18 protein-coding genes and 1 pseudogene are annotated in these 20,548 nt (G+C 56.4%); 7 read left to right on the forward strand and 12 right to left on the reverse strand.

Annotated features, from left to right (window positions below):
- Window positions 1-680, forward strand: a pseudogene (locus ACN0VM_RS14650) (NADH oxidase); the annotation flags it as partial.
- A gap of 82 nt (window positions 681-762) precedes the next feature.
- Here ACN0VM_RS14650 and ACN0VM_RS14655 read toward each other — a convergent pair.
- From ACN0VM_RS14655 to ACN0VM_RS14675, 5 genes are all read right to left on the reverse strand, one after another.
- Complete coding sequence (locus ACN0VM_RS14655) at window positions 763-2,862, reverse strand: TonB-dependent siderophore receptor (RefSeq protein ID WP_417451642.1); 2,100 nt, start codon at window positions 2,860-2,862, stop codon at window positions 763-765.
- 383 nt (window positions 2,863-3,245) lie between these two features.
- The gene (locus ACN0VM_RS14660; protein WP_417451643.1) at window positions 3,246-3,926 is read right to left on the reverse strand and encodes a hypothetical protein; all 681 of its coding nucleotides are present in this window, start codon (window positions 3,924-3,926) and stop codon (window positions 3,246-3,248) included.
- Window positions 3,927-4,069: 143 nt separating this feature from the next.
- Window positions 4,070-5,488, reverse strand: a complete 1,419-nt coding sequence (locus ACN0VM_RS14665; RefSeq protein ID WP_417451644.1) for an NAD(P)(+) transhydrogenase (Re/Si-specific) subunit beta — start codon at window positions 5,486-5,488, stop codon at window positions 4,070-4,072.
- 12 nt (window positions 5,489-5,500) lie between these two features.
- On the reverse strand, window positions 5,501-5,797 hold the full coding sequence (locus ACN0VM_RS14670; protein WP_417451645.1) for a proton-translocating transhydrogenase family protein: 297 nt from the start codon (window positions 5,795-5,797) through the stop codon (window positions 5,501-5,503).
- Window position 5,798: 1 nt separating this feature from the next.
- The gene (locus ACN0VM_RS14675; RefSeq protein WP_417451646.1) at window positions 5,799-6,929 is read right to left on the reverse strand and encodes a Re/Si-specific NAD(P)(+) transhydrogenase subunit alpha; all 1,131 of its coding nucleotides are present in this window, start codon (window positions 6,927-6,929) and stop codon (window positions 5,799-5,801) included.
- A 240-nt stretch (window positions 6,930-7,169) separates the two neighbouring features.
- Between ACN0VM_RS14675 and ACN0VM_RS14680 the strand changes: the two genes are divergently transcribed.
- The 4 genes from ACN0VM_RS14680 (at window position 7,170) to ACN0VM_RS14695 (ending at window position 12,005) form a co-directional block, all read left to right on the forward strand.
- Entirely contained in the window at window positions 7,170-8,630 is a 1,461-nt protein-coding gene (locus ACN0VM_RS14680) for a sigma-54-dependent transcriptional regulator (protein ID WP_417451647.1), read from the forward strand.
- 15 nt (window positions 8,631-8,645) lie between these two features.
- A complete protein-coding gene (locus tag ACN0VM_RS14685) occupies window positions 8,646-9,512 on the forward strand; it encodes a glutamate racemase (protein ID WP_417451648.1) in 867 nt (288 codons plus the stop codon).
- Window positions 9,513-9,740: 228 nt separating this feature from the next.
- On the forward strand, window positions 9,741-11,468 hold the full coding sequence (locus tag ACN0VM_RS14690; protein WP_417451649.1) for a hypothetical protein: 1,728 nt from the start codon (window positions 9,741-9,743) through the stop codon (window positions 11,466-11,468).
- 93 nt (window positions 11,469-11,561) lie between these two features.
- A complete protein-coding gene (locus tag ACN0VM_RS14695; RefSeq protein ID WP_417451650.1) occupies window positions 11,562-12,005 on the forward strand; it encodes a hypothetical protein in 444 nt (147 codons plus the stop codon).
- Here the strand turns inward: ACN0VM_RS14695 and ACN0VM_RS14700 are convergent.
- The 5 genes from ACN0VM_RS14700 to ACN0VM_RS14720 form a co-directional block, all read right to left on the reverse strand.
- On the reverse strand, window positions 11,930-13,714 hold the full coding sequence (locus ACN0VM_RS14700; protein WP_417451651.1) for a methyl-accepting chemotaxis protein: 1,785 nt from the start codon (window positions 13,712-13,714) through the stop codon (window positions 11,930-11,932). The two genes, ACN0VM_RS14695 and ACN0VM_RS14700, sit on opposite strands and share 76 nt — an antisense overlap.
- Entirely contained in the window at window positions 13,714-14,325 is a 612-nt protein-coding gene (locus tag ACN0VM_RS14705) for a hypothetical protein (protein WP_417451652.1), read from the reverse strand. Before ACN0VM_RS14705 ends, ACN0VM_RS14700 begins: the two co-directional genes overlap by 1 nt.
- Window positions 14,326-14,916: 591 nt before the next feature.
- The gene (locus ACN0VM_RS14710; RefSeq protein ID WP_417451653.1) at window positions 14,917-15,210 is read right to left on the reverse strand and encodes a DUF2312 domain-containing protein; all 294 of its coding nucleotides are present in this window, start codon (window positions 15,208-15,210) and stop codon (window positions 14,917-14,919) included.
- A 157-nt stretch (window positions 15,211-15,367) separates the two neighbouring features.
- Window positions 15,368-15,694 carry a DUF1244 domain-containing protein gene (locus tag ACN0VM_RS14715; protein ID WP_417451654.1) on the reverse strand — a complete coding sequence of 109 codons (327 nt, stop codon included), beginning with the start codon at window positions 15,692-15,694 and terminating at the stop codon, window positions 15,368-15,370.
- Window positions 15,695-15,709: 15 nt separating this feature from the next.
- Window positions 15,710-16,492 (reverse strand): N-formylglutamate amidohydrolase, encoded by a 783-nt coding sequence (locus ACN0VM_RS14720; protein ID WP_417451655.1) that lies wholly within the window; start codon window positions 16,490-16,492, stop codon window positions 15,710-15,712.
- Between the two features lie 170 nt (window positions 16,493-16,662).
- Between ACN0VM_RS14720 and pyk the strand changes: the two genes are divergently transcribed.
- The gene (gene pyk / locus ACN0VM_RS14725; protein WP_417451656.1) at window positions 16,663-18,114 is read left to right on the forward strand and encodes a pyruvate kinase; all 1,452 of its coding nucleotides are present in this window, start codon (window positions 16,663-16,665) and stop codon (window positions 18,112-18,114) included.
- Window positions 18,115-18,130: 16 nt separating this feature from the next.
- Here the strand turns inward: pyk and ACN0VM_RS14730 are convergent, their stop codons facing one another.
- Together ACN0VM_RS14730 and ykgO are read right to left on the reverse strand one after the other, a co-directional pair.
- Window positions 18,131-18,745, reverse strand: coding sequence for an HAD family hydrolase (locus ACN0VM_RS14730; protein WP_417451657.1), 615 nt, complete (start codon window positions 18,743-18,745; stop codon window positions 18,131-18,133).
- Window positions 18,746-18,828: 83 nt separating this feature from the next.
- A complete protein-coding gene (gene ykgO, locus ACN0VM_RS14735) occupies window positions 18,829-18,954 on the reverse strand; it encodes a type B 50S ribosomal protein L36 (protein ID WP_417451658.1) in 126 nt (41 codons plus the stop codon).
- A gap of 454 nt (window positions 18,955-19,408) precedes the next feature.
- On the opposite strand from ykgO, the gene ACN0VM_RS14740 reads away from it, so the two are divergent.
- The gene (locus ACN0VM_RS14740; RefSeq protein ID WP_417451659.1) at window positions 19,409-20,533 is read left to right on the forward strand and encodes a M14-type cytosolic carboxypeptidase; all 1,125 of its coding nucleotides are present in this window, start codon (window positions 19,409-19,411) and stop codon (window positions 20,531-20,533) included.
- The last annotated feature ends 15 nt before the right edge of the window (window positions 20,534-20,548 follow it).

A 20,548-nucleotide genomic window follows, 5' to 3' on the forward strand; every position in this document is an offset into this window, starting at 1 on the left:
GCGCGAGCGCGTTCGTGAACCCGATGACCGCGCTCGGCTTTGCCGAAAACGCCAAAATGGACAAGCAGGACGCCATTCTGCACACGGTGGGGGCCTCCAACCTCGGGCAGATGCTGACGCGCATTTGCAACGAAGACGGCCTCGCGCTCGTGAACATTGTGCGCAAGGATGCGCAGGTCGAGCTGCTGAAAAAACTCGGCTCCAGCCATGTGGTGAACTCATCGGACGATGATTTCATGAACCAGCTCCGCACCGCGATTGACGAGACGGATGCGTTCTACGGCTTTGACCCCATCGGCGGCGGCAAGGTGGTTGATACCGTCTTCAAGGCGATGGAGCAGGTCGCGGTCAAGAAAATGACCGAATATTCGCGTTATGGCTCCAACCAGCCAAAGCGCATGTTCATATACGGGCGGCTGGATGTTGGCGCGACGATATTGTCGCCGAGTTATGGTTTCGGCTGGACCTTGTCCGGCTGGCTTTTGTTCCCGTTCCTGCAATCGGTGGGTATGGAGGTGGTGGCACGCATGCGCCAGCGGGTGCTTGAAAACCTCACCACCACGTTTGCGAGCAGCTACAAGAAACATGTAAACCTTGAAGAAATGCTGACGAAAGACGCGGTGACAGACTACCGCGCGATGCGCACGGGCGAGAAGTATCTGGTGACGCCCTGGTCCTAAGCCGGAGGCTTGCACCCCCGAGGCAGGATCATGAGGCAGGGTCATGAGGCAGGGCCGCGGCCCTGCCCCACGCGCTATGCTTCTAGAATTTCACCGCAAGGCGGGCAACCACGGTGCGGTCCTTGCCAACAAAACAGTCACCGCGCGCGATACACGTCGCCCAATATTGTTTATTGGTCAGGTTGTGGGCGTTGAGGCTGATGTCGAAGCGCTCGGTCTCATAACCGACCATGGCATCGGCCAACGTGTAGGACGGGGTCTTGAGGCCGTCCGCGCCGTCCCAGCTTGCGCCGACATACCGCACGCCAAGCCCGGCCTTGAAACCCACCATCACCTCGCTTGGGCGCCATGTGATCCAGCTTGAGGCCTGATGCGCCGGGATGCTGGGCAGGCGGAAACCATCCGACGTTTCGGTGTCGAGATAGCTGTAGTTGCCTTCAAGGTAAAAGTCCCCGACGTTGCCGACAGCTTCAAACTCAAAGCCTTTGATGCTGACATCGCCTTCCTGCACGGAGAAGCCCGGATGGCTGGGGTCTGCGGTCAGAAGGTTGGTCTGGTCGATATCGAAGTAGCTCACGGTGATGAGCGCCGTGGTGCCTTCGGGCTGGTATTTGATGCCCACTTCATATTGCTTGCCTTTTTGCGGGGCATAGGCGCTGCCGTCAAAGGTGGTGCCCACGACCGGCTCAAACGATTCTGAATAGCTGGCGTAGGGCGAGAAGCCGCCCGGCAGTTGGTACATCACACCCACATTGGTGCTGAGTTCCTTGTCTAGCTGTGTGACATAGCCCGTGTCGCTGTCCACCTTGTCGCCGCGCAGGCCAAGGGTCAGCAGAAGCTGGCCGATGCGCACCTGATCCTGAATGGAAAAACCGATCTGCTTGTTCTTGTTTTCAGGGTTATCGAAATATGGCCCCAGTTCGGCGTCGGTTGGCACATTGCCGTACACAGGGTTGAATATATTGATGCCGTATCCTGCGGGTGCGAAGGCATAATAATAGTCGCTGTTGGTGGTTACGTCCTGATAGTCGACGCCGACAAGCAGGTTATGCTCAAGGCTGCCGGTGGAGAACTCGCCACGCGCCCGCACATCAACGGCAAACTGTTTGCTGTCTGCCTCGTTTTTATAGAAGGTGCGGGCCACATTACCCTCATCGTCAAGATAGCGGTTGCCGCCAATAAACGCGGGCCACGCCTGATTATATTTGGCTTCACCCTTGGTGTAACGCGCCGTGGCTTCCATGCCCCAGCTTGCGTTAAAGTCATGGTCCGCCAGCACGGTGACAGATTTGGTTTTGGTGTCGTAACGGTCGAACTCAGGCTCGCCCAGAAAGACATTCGGGTCAAAATACTCGCCGTTTGGTGCTGGCAGGAACGAGCCCTGGATCGGCACAAACTGCGCCGCCGCCTGACCGTTATAATCCTGATAGTTGCCAAGGATGGTGACATTAGTGCGCTCATTCGGCCGCCATGTGACCGATGGCGCGATTACCACTGCGTCATCCTCGACATAATCAATCTGGGTATCGGCATCGCGGTACACCGCGATCATGCGGTAGAGAAACTTGCCGTCCGCGTCCAGCGGGCCGGTCAGGTCTGCGGCGATCTGCTTGCGGTCAAAGTTACCATATTCGGCAACAATTTCGTTCGACGCTTCCTGCTGCGGCCTCTTGGAGACAACGTTGACCAGACCGCCCGGAGAGCCCTGACCATAGAGCACAGACGATGGGCCTTTGAGAATTTCCACCTGCTCAAGTGTATACACGTGGCTGCGCGTGTTGTTGTAGTTGCCAAACAGCGCCTGCAAGCTATCGCGGTATTCCGGGGCATCAAGGCCTCGCACCTTGAGCCAGTCACCGCGGGTGGCGAAGCCGTAGGTTTGCCCATTCACACCCGGCGCGTAGACATAAGCATCCGCCAGCTCAAGCACACCCTTGTCCAGCATCTGCCGCTGGTCCTCGATCGAGACAGACCGCGCCGTCTCAAAGATGGGCGTGTCCATCTTGGTGGCCGAATAGCGACTTAGCCGCCCTTCAACGATAATTTCTTCAATATTTTCATCATCCGCAGCGCTGGACGCATCCTGTGCATTTGCGCTGGTGGCCATAGCGATAGCCGCAACACCGAAGGAAAGTTGATGGGAAAGGCGACGCGCACGTGCGAAGGGGGGAAGTGCAAACATGATACCCTGAATCCTGTGTTTATTCTTGAATGGCGCGGACGTTATTAATAATGACTCTCAAAGTCAATATTAATTGAGGCGAAACAAGACACCCGCATTGCAGGAAAAAATTGCCCAAACTTTTTTGCAGGAACCCTCATTTTTGCGATTGATTATTAATATCAAACATGACATACAATGGTTATCGGGTTGATTTTGGATGCCTCAACCTGACGCGCCGGTCCTGACAGCGGCGCACTTCTCTGGCGGGTGGTCCCATATTGGCCCGGGGCTGCCCGCCCCTATTTTCTACTTTCCTGACTTTCCTAAGAAAAAGGCCGTCGCTCCCTAACAGCGACGGCCTTTTATCCATCATATTTGTCTACCTGATATATCTGCCGGATTTACCGGCCAGACAGAACCACAAGCCCCGGTGCGTCATAGTCCGGGTACAGGGTCTCCAGCACCTTTTCGGTAAACTCGGCCGCGACGGGACCAACGCGGGTATCAACCGCAGGGCCAGTGTAGGCATAACCCGGACCGGTATAATTATTGGATGCGCTGTATTCCGGCACAATAGCCGCCCAGATGTCATGCTCGGCCGTCACATTACCCGCAGCGTCCAGCACCTTGACGGTGCCCGACATCTGCGTGGTAGAGGCCGATATCACGGCAAGGGAAAAATTCTTGATGCGCAACTTGTCGATCGTGACCTCAATGGTGCCAGCGAAGTTTGCATCGGCTTCGCGCAGGCCGCGTTCCAGCATGCCTTTGATCAGGCCCGGCACGCTATAGTCATCAATATTGGGGATAACGCGTTCGTTGCCCCATTCTGTGCCGGCAAAATAACTGACATTCAGCGCGTCGCGCGGCTTCACCTGCGTGCGGGAGCCTTCGGTGCGGAACTGACGAAAAACTTCTTCACGGTTTTTATCGATACCGGTGATACGGTCCATACGGTCCGCGACGTAGCCGTCAAACTTTACGGTGACATCAGCCTGCGCAGCCGTGGCTGCCATCATGAGGCCACTTGCGGCCAGCAAGGCGCGCCCCATTGTCCTGAGCCTGTGTTGTCCAGTGGTCATCTCGCCCTCCGTCTATGCTGTTGGCATCAGTATGGCACCATAAACCGTTCTGTCTGAACGCAAACTGAACAGTTTGTGAGCCCATACCAAAACACCCCGGAGCAGGCTCCGGGGTGTTTATCGTCATTGGAATGCAAAGGCTTCTAGTGGAAGCTTTTGACGATCTCTTCGACCATTTTTTTAGCGTCCGAGAACAGCATCATGGTGTTGTCGCGGAAGAACAGCTCGTTCTCCACGCCCGCATAACCACTGCCCATGGAGCGTTTGATGAAGAGAACGGTTTTGGCCTTCTCAACATCCAGCACCGGCATGCCGAAAATCGGGCTTTGCGGGTCAGTCTTGGCAGACGGGTTGGTGACATCATTCGCGCCGATCACGAAAGCCACATCGGCCTGCGAGAACTCGCTGTTGATATCCTCAAGCTCGAACACCTCATCATAAGGCACGTTGGCTTCCGCCAGCAGCACGTTCATGTGCCCCGGCATGCGGCCCGCCACCGGGTGAATCGCGTATTTGACCTCGACACCCTCTTTTTTGAGCATGTCGGCCATTTCCTTGAGCGCGTGCTGTGCCTGCGCCACCGCCATACCGTAGCCGGGCACAATGATCACCTTCGACGCGTTTTTCATAATGAAAGCCGCATCCTCGGCAGACCCCTGTTTTACCGGGCGTGTCTCTGTCGCGCCACCAGCCGCAGCGGCACTGTCGCCGCCAAAGCCGCCAAGGATCACGCTGATGAAACTGCGGTTCATGCCCTTACACATGATATAGCTGAGGATCGCGCCCGATGAGCCCACGAGCGCACCGGTCACGATCAACGCCGTATTGGCAAGCGTAAAGCCGATGCCCGCAGCCGCCCAGCCGGAATAGCTGTTCAGCATGGAGACAACCACCGGCATATCGGCCCCGCCAATAGGGATGATGAGCAGGAAGCCGACGATGAAACTCAGCGCTGTCACGACCCAGAAGATATGCACACCGGCGATGGCCGCGTCATTATCGACCACAAACCAGCCGATACCGCCAAAAATGCCCGCCGCCAGCAGGATGTTGATCAGGTGCCGTGCAGGCAGCATGATCGGCGTGCCGGACATGTTGCCATTCAGCTTGGCAAAGGCGATGAGCGAGCCCGAAAAAGTGATGGCACCAATGGCGATGCCAAGGCTCATTTCGATTTTGGAAGCGGTGTGGATATGGCCCATGGCATCCGCAATGCCGAACGATGCCGGGTTGAGAAACGCCGAAGCCGCCACAAACACAGCCGCGAGGCCCACGAGGCTGTGGAACGCCGCCACAAGCTGCGGCATGGCCGTCATCGCGATCTTGCGGGCGGTGATAAAGCCGATGGCGCCGCCAATGACGATGGCCCCGATGATCCACTCGTAGGAGACAATCTCCGGGTTCATGATGGTCGTCAGTACTGCGATGGTCATGCCGACCATGCCAAAGATATTACCCTTGCGGCTGGTCTCAGGGCTGGAAAGCCCCCTGAGCGACAGGATGAAAAGGACAGCGGCCACCAGATAGGCGATCGCCGTGAGGTCCACGTGCATTTGTGTCATGGTCGCGTCCCCCTATTTCTTTTTCTTGTACATGGCAAGCATGCGTGAGGTGACGGCAAAACCACCGAAGATATTCACCGCAGCAAGCCCGATGGCAATCGCGCCCAGCACTTTTGACAGGCTCATGCCGTCCGGCCCGGCGGCGATGAGCGCGCCCACGATGATCACGGATGAGATGGCGTTGGTCACGCTCATCAGCGGCGTGTGCAGTGCCGGCGTCACCGACCACACGACATAATAGCCGATGAAGATAGCCAGCAGGAAAACCGAGAATTGCTGGATGAACGGATTAACGATGATCTGTTCCATATTATTTCTCCCCCACTAGGCGTTCATTGACGATAGCGCCGTCTTTGGTGATGAGCGATTCCTTGATGATCTGATCTTCAAAATCAAAGGCCAGTGCGCCTTCCTTGACCATGGGCGTGATAAAATGCACCAGATTGCGGGCGAAAAGAGCGGAGGCATCCGCCGCCAGCCGTGACGGCACATTTTTATGCCCCACGATCTTGACGCCGTGGGCTTCTACCACTTTGCCGGGCTCCGAAAGCGCGCAGTTGCCGCCAGCCTCAACCGCAAGGTCAACAATCACGCTACCTGGCTTCATGGATTTGATCATGTCTTCCGTGATCAGCTTCGGCGCGGGGCGGCCCGGAATAAGCGCCGTTGTGATGGCGATATCCTGCTTGGCCAACGTTTCGGCGATCAGTGCAGCCTGCTTGGTTTTATAGTCGTCCGACATTTCCTTGGCATAACCGCCCGAGGTTTCGGCCGCCGCCGTTTCCTCGTCCTCGACCATGACAAATTTGCCGCCGAGGCTTTCCACCTGCTCCTTCGCCGCCGCGCGCACATCCGTGGCGCTGACGATGGCACCAAGGCGCTTGGCGGTCGCAATAGCCTGAAGGCCAGCCACGCCCGCGCCCATCACCATAACACGCGCCGGTGCAATGGTGCCCGCAGCTGTCATCATCATTGGCAGTGCACGGCCATATTCGGCGGTCGCATCAAGCACAGCCTTATACCCCGCGAGGTTGGACTGGCTTGAGAGCACATCCATCGACTGCGCGCGGGTGATGCGCGGTACAAATTCCATGGCAAAAGCCATCAGCCCCGCATCTGCGTAAGCCTGCAGGCGCTCGCCCTCTGTGAAGGGGTTGAGCACAGAAAGCTGGGCCGCGCCCTTTTTCGCGAGTTTGGCATCAGCGCCTTCAAGCCCCTGAACCGAGAAAATGACATCGGCGTCCTTGAGGGTAGCCTTGAGGTCTTTTCCGGTGGTAGCCCCGGCGTCGGTGTAAAGGCTGTCGGGCACAGACGCTGCGTCCCCTGCCCCTTTTTCCACACTGACGGCAAAACCAAGTGCAATGAGTTTTTTAACTGTTTCGGGGGTAGCTGCAACACGCTTCTCCGCGTCTCGCCTCTCCCGAAGTACGGCTAGTTTCATGAGTAATCTCCCTGAAACGATTAAAGGCAATTAAGAAAAGGCTGCAGGCACCAAACTCTGTAGTGTTTTGATTTATTGCCCCCGTGCGCCGCACGCCTGAGGGGGAAAGGTAGCGTAAAACTGCTTTCAAGCAACATTCTTTCTCTTAATTACTGAAATGGAAAATATTATCATTTGTTTTTTGTTGTTACCTGTCCTGAAATGATACAGGTATAAGGTGTTGATTCGGGGGGATGGGGCATGGTGCACGAACGCGTTCTTATTGTTGAAGATGAACTGACACAGATTACCCTTCTTGAGGGGATTGTTTCACGCGCGGGTTTTGCCGTTGAAAAAGCCATGTCCGGCGCGGAGGCCGTCAGGCGCCTGCTGGACCAGACCGGGTCGAAAATCGACGTTGTGCTGCTTGACCTCATGATGCCCGGCATGGACGGTATTGAGGTTCTGGAAGCCATCCGGCCCAGACACCCCAACTTGCCTGTGGTGATGTTGACCGCTCACTCCTCAATTAACACCGTGGTTGACGCCATGCGTGCCGGTGCCAACGACTTTATTGTCAAACCCGCCAGCGCGGAACGCATTCGCTCCGCCATAGAGGCATCGCTCAAGACCAACGCGTTCGTCGGCGAGATCGCGCCTGTCAGTGGCCAAATGACCAGCGGGATGGGCGGCCAGGGTCTCAGCAGCCTTGTGGGCACCAGCCCGGCGATGCAGAAGGCCGTCAAACTGGCACGCAAAGCGGCGGGGGCGAATATCCCTGTCCTGATTGAAGGCGAAAGCGGCGTCGGTAAAGAGGTCTTCGCCCATGCGATCCATGCGGCCAGCGAACGCGGCAGCACAACGTTTGTGGCCGTCAACTGCGGTGCCATCCCGGAGAACCTTGTCGAAAGCATTCTGTTCGGTCACGAAAAAGGCGCCTTCACCGGCGCTACCGAACGCCGGGTGGGCAAGTTTCAAGAAGCCGACGGCGGCACGCTGTTTCTGGATGAAGTCAGCGAATTGCCGCTTGACGTGCAGGTCAAACTTTTGCGTGCCATCCAGGAAAAGGAAATCGATCCCGTCGGCGGCAAACAAAGCGTCCGTGTGGACATCAGGATCATTTCGGCAACGAACCGAAATTTATCAGCACGTGTGGCAGAAGGCGCTTTCCGGGAAGACCTGTATTACCGATTAAATGTATTTCCCGTCCTGCTGCCCCCCCTGCGGGAGCGGCGCAGCGACATCCCGGCCCTGACCGAACATTTCCTGACACAAATTTCCGAGATGGAAGGTGTACCCCGCCGCAGGATATCTGCCGATGTGCTATCCCTGCTCGAAAGCTATGATTGGCCGGGCAATATCCGGCAACTGCAGAATGCGCTGTTCCGCGCCGTGATCCTGTCCGAGGGTGAAACGCTGACCCAGGCGGACTTTCCGCACCTTATGGGCCAGCCCCTCCCGATGCCCGCGCGCCCGACAGAGAACCACTACAGCGCCATGAACACCAGCGTCGAAGTTATGCCACAAGGCGGCGCTATTCTCATCCTGCATGGGCCCGACGGCCATGTGAAGTCGCTATCGGAACTGGAGGCAGAGATCATTCGCCTGACGCTGCTGAAGTATGATGGCCGCATGGCGGAAGTCGCCCGGCGCCTTGGTATCGGCCGGTCAACGCTGTACCGCAAAGTGGCGGAATACGGGCTGGACCAACCGTCGCCTTAGAAGGAACCCAATACATTGATCGGCGTTTTTGACTCAGGCTCTGGTGGCCTTACCATTCTGGACGCACTGCACCGACACATGCCCGAGCAGGATTTTCTGTATCTTGGCGATCACGCCAACGCGCCTTACGGTCATCGGTCCAACGAGCAGATCGTGGAGATGACCCGCACCAACATCCGCACCTTGTTTGAAGCAGGATGCAGCCTTGTAGTTCTGGCCTGCAACACCGCCGCGGCAGTAGCGCTCAGGACATTGCAACAGCAGTGGCTACCCGAAGCATACCCCGACCGACGCATCCTTGGTGTACTGGTACCCATGGTGGAAGCCATAACCGGCGTGCCGTGGTCACAGCAACATCCGGGCGAAGTGATCTCTCAAACGCCCCGAAAAACCATTCTTCTGTTTGCTACCCAGAAAACCGTCAGCAGCGGCGCCTATCTGGAGGAAGTTGCCAAGCGCGCGCCAAATATCCGTCTGGTGCAGAAAGCCTGCCCCGGCTTGGTTGATGCCATTGAGGGGGCTTCAGGCCCTCGTCCGCTGGCAGGGTTAATCGAAGGATATGTCGCGGAAGCGCTCGAAGATGCGGGCACACGGCCCGATGCTGCTCTTCTTGGCTGCACCCACTTCCCCTTGGTGCGCTCCTATTTCGAACAGGCGTTACCCCAAGGCATGGAACTGCTATCCCAGCCATATGTCGTCGCAAACTCACTGGCGGATTATCTGCGCCGACATCCGGAACTGCGCGCCCACGCCGATAGGGAGGACGTCCGGAAAGGCATCGGCAAAGTTCGCTTGCTGACCAGTGGCAGGCCCGGAGACGTCAACCTGAGCGGCCGTTATCTGCCCCCTCACCTGTGTGAATTTGAGGGCATAGAAGCCTGACCAAGCTAGGCCGCAAGCCACGCATAACGCCAGCACCGGCAATCCAGCACCTGTAAGATTACAACGCAATGTGAGTAGGGCGCTGTTCCCCGTAATGCCATATCAGCCCCTGGATGCACTTGCCCCGCGTCCGGGGCGCCGATAGAATGCCGTGAGGTCATGTCTGAAAACCATTGAAATGTGCAAACGCATCAATCGCCTGGATGCCAGCCGGAGGCTAATCTCTATATGACATCCCTTGCTGTCTTTCGGAAAAGCCCGAAAAATGCCGACCGCTTGTGCCATTTCCTGAAACCGCGCGCCGCACACTATCAGCAGTGTGACGTGCCGGGCTTCCCCGAACTGACACTTGTCGTCTGGGCCGCAGAGCGCACCAGCACCGCGCTATTCCTCAAACTTGCCGGTGATGATTTTATCGCTGTCACCGGCACGCTGTTCTTTGGCGATAAAACCGGGCCAGATGCCGCTCGTGCCCTATACGACAGCTTTGACATAAAGCGGTTTGACTGGACGGACTGCTCTGGCCAGTTTGTTGTGCTGATCGGGAAAGCAGGCCAATTGCATATGGCGAATGACGGCCTTGGCGGATGGAAGTTCTATAGTGATACCGAGGGTTCCTTTGCTTCTTCCGGTTTTCTTGAAGCGTTACTGCTGAAAGACAGGCTGAGCTTTAATTCCCAAGGTGTATATGAATATGTGTTCACTGGTTTCGTACTCGGGGAAGCAACGTTCCTGAATGAGATCACTGCGGTGATGCCGCACCACCTGCTAACTTGGCAGGACGGCGCCTTCAGGCCAGTTGAAAAGCCAACGCCCCTTAAAGCCACCGAGCGAAATAGCGCGACCTTTGACGACATGCTAGAGCTGCAACTTTCCGCTCTCCGCAACCGCTTTTCCAAATTTGCACGGCTACAACCAGACGCAGTGACGTCTTCAGTCTCCGGTGGTTTCGACTCACGTCTGATGATCGCTCTGTTCAAGGAAACGCGGCTCAGGCCGAACCTTTTTGTCTATGGTCCGGATGATGACGAAGACGTCCCCCCTTCAAAGGCACTGGCGGCCTACTTTGGCTTGGCCCTCAATCATATTGACCGTCGCACTTTTACCACCCCGGAAACCCTGCCAACCGTCGCCGATGCGCTATACTATTTTGACGGCTGGAAGGACGACGGGCTCAATGGTTTTGAGCATGATATCAGCGACCGTCAGAACCGTGTCAAGGGCGCAACCTATATGGCTAACGGCAAGTGCGGCGAGATTTACCGGCACTATTATTACCAGCATGTGGGCAGCCGCGGCATTAACCTGGATGCCTTTGTTCGCAGCACATTCGGCAGGCACATACCCCAGATGGTAACATCACGTTTCGACCGACATGTTTTCGATGAGGGGGTGACAGCTGCATTCAGGGCACTGACAGGTTTTGCTGGCAAGCGTCTGAGCCAGAGCGATCTTGACTTCCTGTATCCTAAAGTGCGCATCTGCCACGATGCGGGCCGCGACGTTGCCGTCAATCATCGCTTCTCGCACGCATTATACCCCTTCGTGGAGCCTGAACTAAGCGGGCCAGCCCTCGCACTCAATTATGATGAACGCCTATATGGCAAGCTGGAGGCGCATATTATTGCGGCAATTGATCCCGGTCTCGTCAATGTTCCCAGCGCTTATGGATACGACCTGCTGAAAGGTCCCGGCCTCGCCTACAGGCTCAAGATGGCGGCCTCCTACCATCGGCCTTCGTGGCTCCGCACCGCTGTACCCGCCCTCAAGACCATGGTCGGGCGGGCGAGTGCGATTGATATGGACACCCTGCCGGAAGCTCAATTGATTGAGGATAAAACCCTGCCGGTGATGCGGCACTATTTCAACATGGACAGCATCTGTGACAGGCAGACAGCCTCCCGACTTTATGCTCTTGAGATGCTGGCACAATATTTTGGTGTCATGAAAGACTAGAGGGCTGGAATAAGCCGACAAGATGCCCGTTTCTGGGCTGCGGGAATGTGCCCATGTTCTGCTGGTCATCCGCAATTTGGGCTGCATGCAGGCATGTTGGCGGCCCGGCACCCTTCACTGCGCATAATAGAAGCTGGCCTTTCCGAACCTCGGGTCAATGCGACCGGACACGGTAATCAGGAAATCGGCGCTGAGGAGAAAGCCGCCCTGCTTGAGCAGGACCGACTGCTTGAGCAGATAGAACCCCGGCTTGGCTTAAAGCCTTACCCAGCGAGGAAAATCACGATAACATTTTCCAAACCCAACGACGATATCGGCTTTCTGATCAAGGACAGAGGCAAGGGTTTTGGCTCGCAGCATTATTTTAGCAGCGAACCTGCCACGCGCAACCAACCGTTGGGGCGGCGCATTCTGCTTGCGCGAAAAATCTCCTTTGATCACCTTATGTATACCTTCATGCCTCAAGCAAGCATCTCACGCCTGACTTCATCCAGGAAGATCGTCGTGACGCTGCGCATGCGCTCGTTGGAATCCTGAATGGTTCGCGACGCGCCTGCCATTTGGCTCGACGCGGCGCGCGTCTGGCGCGCGCCTTCAGCCGCACCGGCCACGTGACGACTGACGTCCTGGGTGCCGGTTGCTGCCTCCTGCACGTTACGGGCGATCTCATCCGTAGCCGCGCGTTGTTCCTCCACCGCGGAGGCAACCCCCGACGCCATTTCAGCAATGGTTTTGATCCCGCGCCTGATGGATTGCATTGCCTCGCTGGCGCGGCCCGTCTGAGACTGCACTGTCCCGATCTGGGCACTGATCTGCTCTGTCGCCTTGCTGGTCTGGGTTGCCAGACTTTTAACCTCGCTGGCGACGACAGCAAAGCCCTTGCCTGCCTCACCAGCACGCGCAGCTTCAATAGTTGCATTCAGCGCCAGCAAATTGGTCTGTTCGGCAATGTCGTTGATCAGCTTGATGATTTCCCCAATGGCACTTGAGGAATTGGTCAACTCGCTCATGATTTCCTCGGACTGGCCCGCCGCAGCAGCCGTATCCTGCGACTGCCGTGAGGACATATCCATTTGTCGCGCAATCTCGGATACCGATTGCCCAAGCTCTTCTGTAGCGGCTGCCACTGTCTGCACGTTCGAGCTGGATTCCTCCGCCGACGCGGCTGCCGCTGCCGACTGGTCGCCGGTCTGGTCCGCCGTCACGACCAACTGATCTGAGATTGTCATCAAGTTTTCAAGCTCCGCCGCGACATCTGTCATGCTTTGCTGAATTTTGCTGTCAAAATCAGTGATCAGCGCCGTGATGGCCTCTGCCTTCCGTTCACGAGCTTCCATTTCTTCCCGCTGGCGCGTCATCTCATTTTCCTGAGCAACGCGTTCCGCTTCCTGACGTTCCAGCTTCGCCTGTTCCTCACGCTGCTTGGCCTGTTCGCTTTCCTGCCTCAGCCGTTCGCGCTCGATGGCGTTTTCCTTGAAGGTATTCACCGCCCCCGCCATATCGCCGATTTCGTCTTTAAAGTGTAGACAGGGAATCTCGATCGAACTATCGCCATCGGCCAGTGTCAGCATGGTCTTGGTCATTCGCCGGATCGGCACAGCTATCTGCCGCACAAAAAACAAAGCCGCAATGATAGCAAGCAGGATCATCAGCAAACCGGACGCGGCGGTTGCGGTATCGACAAGTGAAATAGCTTGATCGGCGGCTTGGCGCGCCTCATCACTCATCGCTTTTTCATAAGCATTGACCCTGGTTTCCAGTTGCCGAATTTCATCAAATAATATGCCGGGGCCGCCCGTAGCTTCGATGGCACGCGCCTGATTGACCGTAAGATATTGTGACGTCAGCGCGATCTGCTCATCAGCATACTCTTTTTGCCACCGCCGAGCCTTTTCTATAATGTCAGCGATCGGGCCTTCCAGTTCGGTGTGTTGGTTCGCGAATTCGACGACCGAGCCAGCCATGGCTTCGAACTGGCGCCCCCCTTCCTCATATTGCTCAAGGACAGATCTATCACTGGCCACAAGAAGATAAAGCATTGCCTGTCGTTGCTGGCCTAGCCCGCCTATCATCGTGCTGTAGGTTGTCCGAAAATCCTGCACCCTGGATGCATTCCCCAACGCCTTGTCAAGCTGGGACATATTGGTGAAGGTGATCACCGCTGCCATAAGCATGATCGCGATCAGGACAGTAAAGGCGCCGATAACCTTGGTCGGGATTGAGAGCTTTCTGATAAAGTTCAACATCAGTTTGCTCCTTTATTTTGTGATTGGCGCCGCGCCATTTCTGTCAGGTTCACTTCAACTGTCGCCGCACCAATGGGGCTGCCGCTGCTGCTTTGCAGCGTCAAGTTAACTTGAGTGCGCCATGTCTGGGTTGGCTCATGCAGTTCGGGCTCGTCAATAAAAACAGCGCCTGCACCAATATCGAAGGTCTTCTGGAACTTGGCCTCATCTCCCTGCCAGAAGTCAGATGTAATGGCGCTTTGTCCGGCATTGAGCCCTCTGGCCCCGGTGACAAAAATCTCGGTGAATAAGCCGGCGGATGCCGCCTGCACCTGTGTCAGATATGTAGAGAGAGGGTTATTCAGCGTGGAGGCGATAAGCGGCTGCTCATTGGCCTCACGCTCAGCGCGCCAGCGCTTGTCCAGCGTATCAATATCACCGGCTTTTAGATCCCGGTAGCGTATATTTTGTGCCTCCAACGTGATAAAAACCACAGGCACAAGCAACCATTCACGGATCTCTGTCAGGGTGCCTTCGTTGATCAATTCGGCCTTCGGTTGTTGCGCATTCACCGTAAATCCACCGATAATCATAGTCAGTAGGGCGCCAATAGTTCCTGCCTTGCGAACCATTTCATTTCCTTCTTCCCCAGCCCGGTCGAGGGCTGAAAATATCTGCATTACCGGGAGCCACGTTCAAGGGCATGGCGCCTTTCAGCCAGCCAGTGATACAACCGTACCAGCGCTCGATTGTGTAAATCACATCCCATGCAGGCGACCTCAATGCTTCCGCGACCCCCGACGCAGATCCAAGAATGCCGCACTAGTCTTAAATTCCGGTTAAGCCTCAACAGGCTGGGGCCTGCAAAGCCACCTCACGCGTGCAGTGGTTGTGCAGATTGCAGACTTTCCCAAGCCCATGGAGTAAACGCAGAGTTGCGGAAAGAGCTGTGCCCCGCCGTTGAGGCGCGGTACTGGTTCCGACTTTTTTTGGCTCACGCACCTACCTGGAGACAGGCGCAATCTGGACAATACGAAAAACCGATATGATCGCCACGTCGGATTAATCTCTGGCCAAGCGTGCGTTTTAGAAGGTTCAGGTAAGACCTGTGTCTTTGAAACGGAAAAAAAGAGGGGCGAGCACCAGTGCTCCCCCCAACAAACCCCAAGTTGGGCCCTAAATCTTATTTCAGAAGTGAGCCCATGACGCCATAAGCGGAGCCCCTACTCGTTCTCGGCCAACACTTCCTCAGTCGGGCGAATGCGCTCACCACCCTCAATTGCATGAAGGTAAACATCCAGAAGGCTTTCCTGTTCCTGCCGCTCAGCCTGATCCATCTTGCGCACAGCAATTACCTTGCGCATGATCTTGGTATCGAAACCTACCGCCTTGGCACCGGCATAAACTTCCTTGATATCTTCGGCGATACCCTTCTTTTCTTCCTCGAGACGCTCGATGCGCTCAATGAAGGAACGGAGCTGCTCACCCGCTACACCACCGGCCTGTACTTGTACCATGCTATACTCCCTGTCTTGTCGGCACCCATGCAGGGCCAAAAATCTTGCTTGCCCGCGCGGCAATTCCGTTACGAGTCTTCGGGCGCGCACTCTAACGGTGGCATCCACGCCATTCAATCCCGTTTTAATGGCAGAGGTGTTTTAACTCTACTCAGCGTCAGACATCGGACTTGGCGATTTTGTTTTTTGCCACACTGATCTCCATGCGGCGCACTTGTTCATCTGTCGCGGGCAGTTGGTGTTTTTCCTTATATTCATCATAGGGCATGCCATAGATACGCTCGCGTGCCTCATCTTTGCTGAGGCTAAGCCCTTGTTCTTCAGCGGCTTCCCGGTACCAGTCCGACAGGCAGTTGCGGCAAAATCCGCCATAGCCCATGAGGTCGATGTTCTGGATATCCGCGCGCACAGCCAGATGCTTCAGCAGACGCCGCAAAACCGCAGCTTCGATTGTTTCTTCTGGTTTATCCCCGGGTGTCGACATGGTCTTCTCCTTTACTCAGTAATAGCGAATCGCCGCTATGTCAGCGCGATTCATGCATTCGTCCAAAATGTCGGCCAAGAGCGCAGCCCATTCGGTTGTCATGGCCGCGGTCGCCAGAAGGTCCTGCCGCACCTCAATGGTGGTTTGCGGCAAGCCATGGTCCGCACCATGGCGCTGCATTGTATAGTAAAGATCGCGGCCCGAATATGGCAGGTTGTCCCCCACCACCAGGTCGGTCTCGCGCTCCAGCATACCAATCATTGCTTGCGCCAGGCGCGGGTCCTTGTTCCACAGGAAACCGGCGTGCCAAGGCCTTGGCTCGTCGCCCATCTTCGGCGTGAAACTGTGCATGCCGACAATAAGTGGTACCTTGCCAGCCTTCAGGTGCGCCTCCCCCAATCGCGCACAGGCGTCATGGAACGGCGTATAATAAGCGGCCTTGCGCGCCGCCACGGCCCTTGGCCCCACTTCCCTGTTGGCCGGAATGTCGACGCCGTCGCTTGAGGGCGGGATCAGGGTCTTGTGATCAGGCTCGCGGTTGCAGTCGATGAGCAGGCGCGACACCGGCGCCAGCACCCCGGCGACACCCATCATGTCGCATATCTTGCGCGTCACATCCGCCGCGCCGATGTCCCACGCGATATGTTTTTCAAACTCAGACTTGTCAAGGCCCAGATCGGCATAGGCGGCGGGCACATGGTTACTGGCATGGTCGCACAGCACAATTACTCCGCCAAGCGCGTCAGCATTGAGGATCCCAGGTTTCAGGATTTGGCTCTGGACAGCAGAATCATTCATAGAGTACACCGATAACGCACGTGAAGCTTTGGTTTCAAAGCGAAAAATGCTGGACCTGAGGCGAGCGATCAAGCAGCATGTGCCCTGAATACGAACGGCCCGACCCTAATGGTCTCCCCCGTCAAGTCAACATTTCATCCACCCCGCTCCATATTGTTCAGGAGGCATCCATGACGACCGAGATCGTTTCACCCGGACGGCGCCGCAAAACCCGCATCGTCGCAACCCTTGGTCCAGCCAGCTCAAGCTATGAGCGCATCAAGGAACTATTCAACGCCGGGGTTGATGTCTTTCGCCTGAATATGAGCCACGGTGAACATAAGGACAAAGAGGCCCTGGTGCACACCATTCGCGCCATTGAACGCGAGTGTGGCCGTCCGATCGCCATCCTCGCCGACCTGCAAGGCCCGAAACTACGGATCGGGCTTTTCGAAGATGGCAAAGTAGTCCTGAAGGAAGGCCAGCCCTTCAAGCTGGACCTGCTGGACCAACCGGGCAACGACGAACGGGTCCACCTGCCACACAAGGAAATTTTCGACGCACTCGATGTGGGTACCAACATCCTGCTGGATGACGGTAAAATCCGTCTTGAAGTCGAGCATGTGGAGCCCTCCAAGGCACGCTGTCGGGTTATCGTGGGCGGTATCCTGTCGGACCGCAAGGGCGTAAACGTTCCCAACGCCGTGTTGCCACTGGCTGCGCTCACACCAAAAGATCGCAAGGACCTGACATTCGCACTGCAATGCGGCTGTGACTGGATCGCCCTTTCGTTTGTGCAGCGCGCGGCAGATGTAGCCGAAGCCAAAAAACTGGTCGGAAAAAAGGCCGCCGTGATGGCCAAGATTGAAAAACCGGCTGCTGTCGTCGCCCTTGATGAGATCATTGAACTGGCGGACGGCGTTATGGTGGCGCGTGGTGATTTGGGTGTCGAAGAACCCGTTGAGAATGTGCCCGGCATCCAGAAACAGATCGTCCGTGCCGCCCGTCAGGCCGGTAAACCCGTGGTCGTCGCCACACAGATGCTTGAGTCCATGATCAAGTCACCCGTTCCGACACGCGCGGAGGTTTCAGACGTTGCCACCGCGGTGATGGACGGTGCCGACGCCGTGATGCTATCTGCCGAGTCCGCCGTGGGCGACTACCCGATTGAAGCTGTGCAGGTGATGGACCGCGTGGCGTACAGGGTGGAGAATGAACCCGGGTATCACATGGCAGGCAGTGACGACCGCGCCAACGCCAATTCCACCACCGAAGACGCCATTACCGCCGCCGCGCGGCAGGTGGCGCGCACAGTGGGCGCCAAGGCGATTGTTACCTTTACAACCTCAGGTGCCACGGCGCTCAGGGCTGCCCGTGAGCGGCCTGAGGCCGAAATCCTGACCCTTACCCCAAGGCTTGCTGTTGCGCGCCGCCTCGCCATTGTGTGGGGCATGCGCACCGTCAAGACAAAGGACGTGACCAGCTTCGAGGAAATGGTGGGCAAATCCAAGCGTATGGCCTTGCGCGCCGGGCTGGTGAAAGCCGGCGACCGCCTTGTGGTCACCGCAGGCGTACCATTTGGCACCCCAGGCGCCACAAATGTGCTTCATATCGCCTGGATCAGCGGGAACGAACTGGCGTGAGGTGCGGGCATACCACCTAATACAAAAAACCTTTTGCGCGCAACTCATGGGCCAGCTTGTCAGCCCCGGTGAAGTGATGGCCAATCATGCCGAGTTGCCGGGCGGCATGCACATTGTCCAAGCGGTCATCGATATAGACGGTGCGCTCCGGGTCAAGATTGAAGCGTTCAATGGCCACTTGGTAAATGCGGGGGTCAGGTTTAACGAGTTTCTCTTCACCCGAGACCACCACGCCATCAAAAAGGTCTGTGAAGGCATGCTGACGGCAAAAGGTTGGCCACTTTTCGGCTGAAAAGTTAGTCAGCCCATAGGCGCGGGTACCCTGCTCCGACAACTGCTCAAGAATGGAAACAGTTTCTGTAAACACCGGGCCGATTGTCTCGTTCCAGCGTTCGTCAAAGGCGCGGATCAAGTCCTCATATTCAGGGAAGCGATCCGCGAGCAGGCGCACACCTTCTGCGAAGGAACGGCCCCGATCATGCTCTGTGTGCCACTCAAGCGTGACCACGTCGGTCAGGAAAACTTCCAGTTCCCGCGCATCGTCAATCAACTTGCTATACAGATTACGTGGGTCCCATTCGACGAACACGTTACCGATATCAAACAAAACCGCTTCTGTTTGGTCAACCATATATCCCCCACATGATTTAGCCGCGCCACTCTACAAGAGTGCGCGGCTAAAACAACATCCATCAAACCGGTTAAGCGAGTAGCTTAACCCTGGCGCGCTTTAAAGCGACGCTGAGTTTTGTTGATAACGTAGATGCGGCCTTTGCGGCGAATCACGCGACAATCGCGGTGACGGTTTTTCAAAGACTTCAAGCTGTTACGAATTTTCATGGCTCGTCTCACTACAAACCGGCTCAAAACTTTACCCCTGCCACGCCAGCCGGCGACTTGGCACACAGGGTGAGAACGACGAATCCGTCATTCCTCGAATCCATTGGCGGCGGAACATACTGGTGAGGGGGGTATGTGTCAAGGGCAAGAGACGGTTTTCACTGCCTTTTTGCGCGCTTTGGTGCCACCAGAAAAATGGAGGCGTCCCCCATGCCCGGTGGGACGCCCCAAATTTCCCCCGTTAGATAGCGGGGGTGGTCCGCTCACGCCTACGCGTCAGTGCAGGCATGATACCAAAACGAGACTATCTTGTCATGGGAATAAAGCGTCAAAAAGGCTGACCTATTGATATTTTTCGTTTGCCAACATCAACGATCGGCATTGACCACCGCCCCCGCCACAGGCTAGGCAGTCACTCAGCAAATATACCGCGACACGAGGGAGTACCAAGGTCATGCTTATTTCCAGCCAATTTGATAGCGGCAACATTGAGGTTGTCAAGGCAGACAACCCACGCGACATCCGCCTCAATATCCGCAAGGACAGCAATTCCGATTTTTATCAGTGGTTCCACTTTCGCCTCTCGGGCGTAGAGGATATTCCCTGCAAACTGACAATCGAGAACGCGGGTGGATCGGCCTACGTCCCGGGGTGGGAAAACTACAAGGTTTGTGTCTCCTATGACCGTGAAACGTGGTTCCGCGTTGATACGACCTTTGATGGCCAGATGGTTAGCTGGGAAATCCAACCTGAGCAGGACAGCCTGTATTTTGCCTATTTTGCGCCCTACTCGATGGACCGCCACGCGGACCTCATCGCTGAAGTTGCCGGTTCGCCGCTGGTACGCACCAGCGTGCTGGGCCACACTCTGGACGGTCAGGATATGGACCTTGTAGAGGTTGGCCTGGGACCGGAAGGCCGCAAGAAAATCTGGATGTGTGCCCGCCAACACCCCGGCGAGACCATGGCCGAATGGTGGATGGAAGGCGCGCTTGACTGCCTACTGGATGAAGATAACCCGGTTGCCCGCGCACTGCTGGAAAAAGCACACTTCTATATCGTGCCTAACATGAATCCCGATGGCTCGCGCCGGGGCAATCTGCGCACCAACGCAGCTGGTGCGAACCTGAACCGCGAATGGAACTGCGCCACCATGGAACGTAGTCCTGAGGTCTATCTGGTGCGCGAGAAGATGCACGAAACGGGCGTAGACTTCCACCTTGATGTGCATGGTGACGAGAACCTGCCCTACAATTTCATCGCCGGCTTTGAAGGTATACCGTCGCTCACGGAAAAGCAGAGCGCAAACTACACCCTGTTTCAGGATTTGCTGTGCGTTATCTCGCCTGATTTCCAGAAAGAACACGGTTATGAAACCGACAAGCCGGGGGAAGCCAACCTTGCCATGTGCACAAATTACATGGCCGAAACATTCGGCTGCGTCGCCATGACCCTTGAAATGCCGTTCAAGGATAATGACGACCTGCCGGACTCGCTTTACGGTTGGTCGCCTGAGCGCTGTCGCCACCTTGGCCGCGCCTGTATCGACACACTCGCGCAGATCATCGACGAGCTATAGGCAAGCCTTCAAGGC

The sequence above is a fragment of the Kordiimonas sp. genome (assembly GCF_048260245.1).
Taxonomy (GTDB): domain Bacteria; phylum Pseudomonadota; class Alphaproteobacteria; order Sphingomonadales; family Kordiimonadaceae; genus Kordiimonas.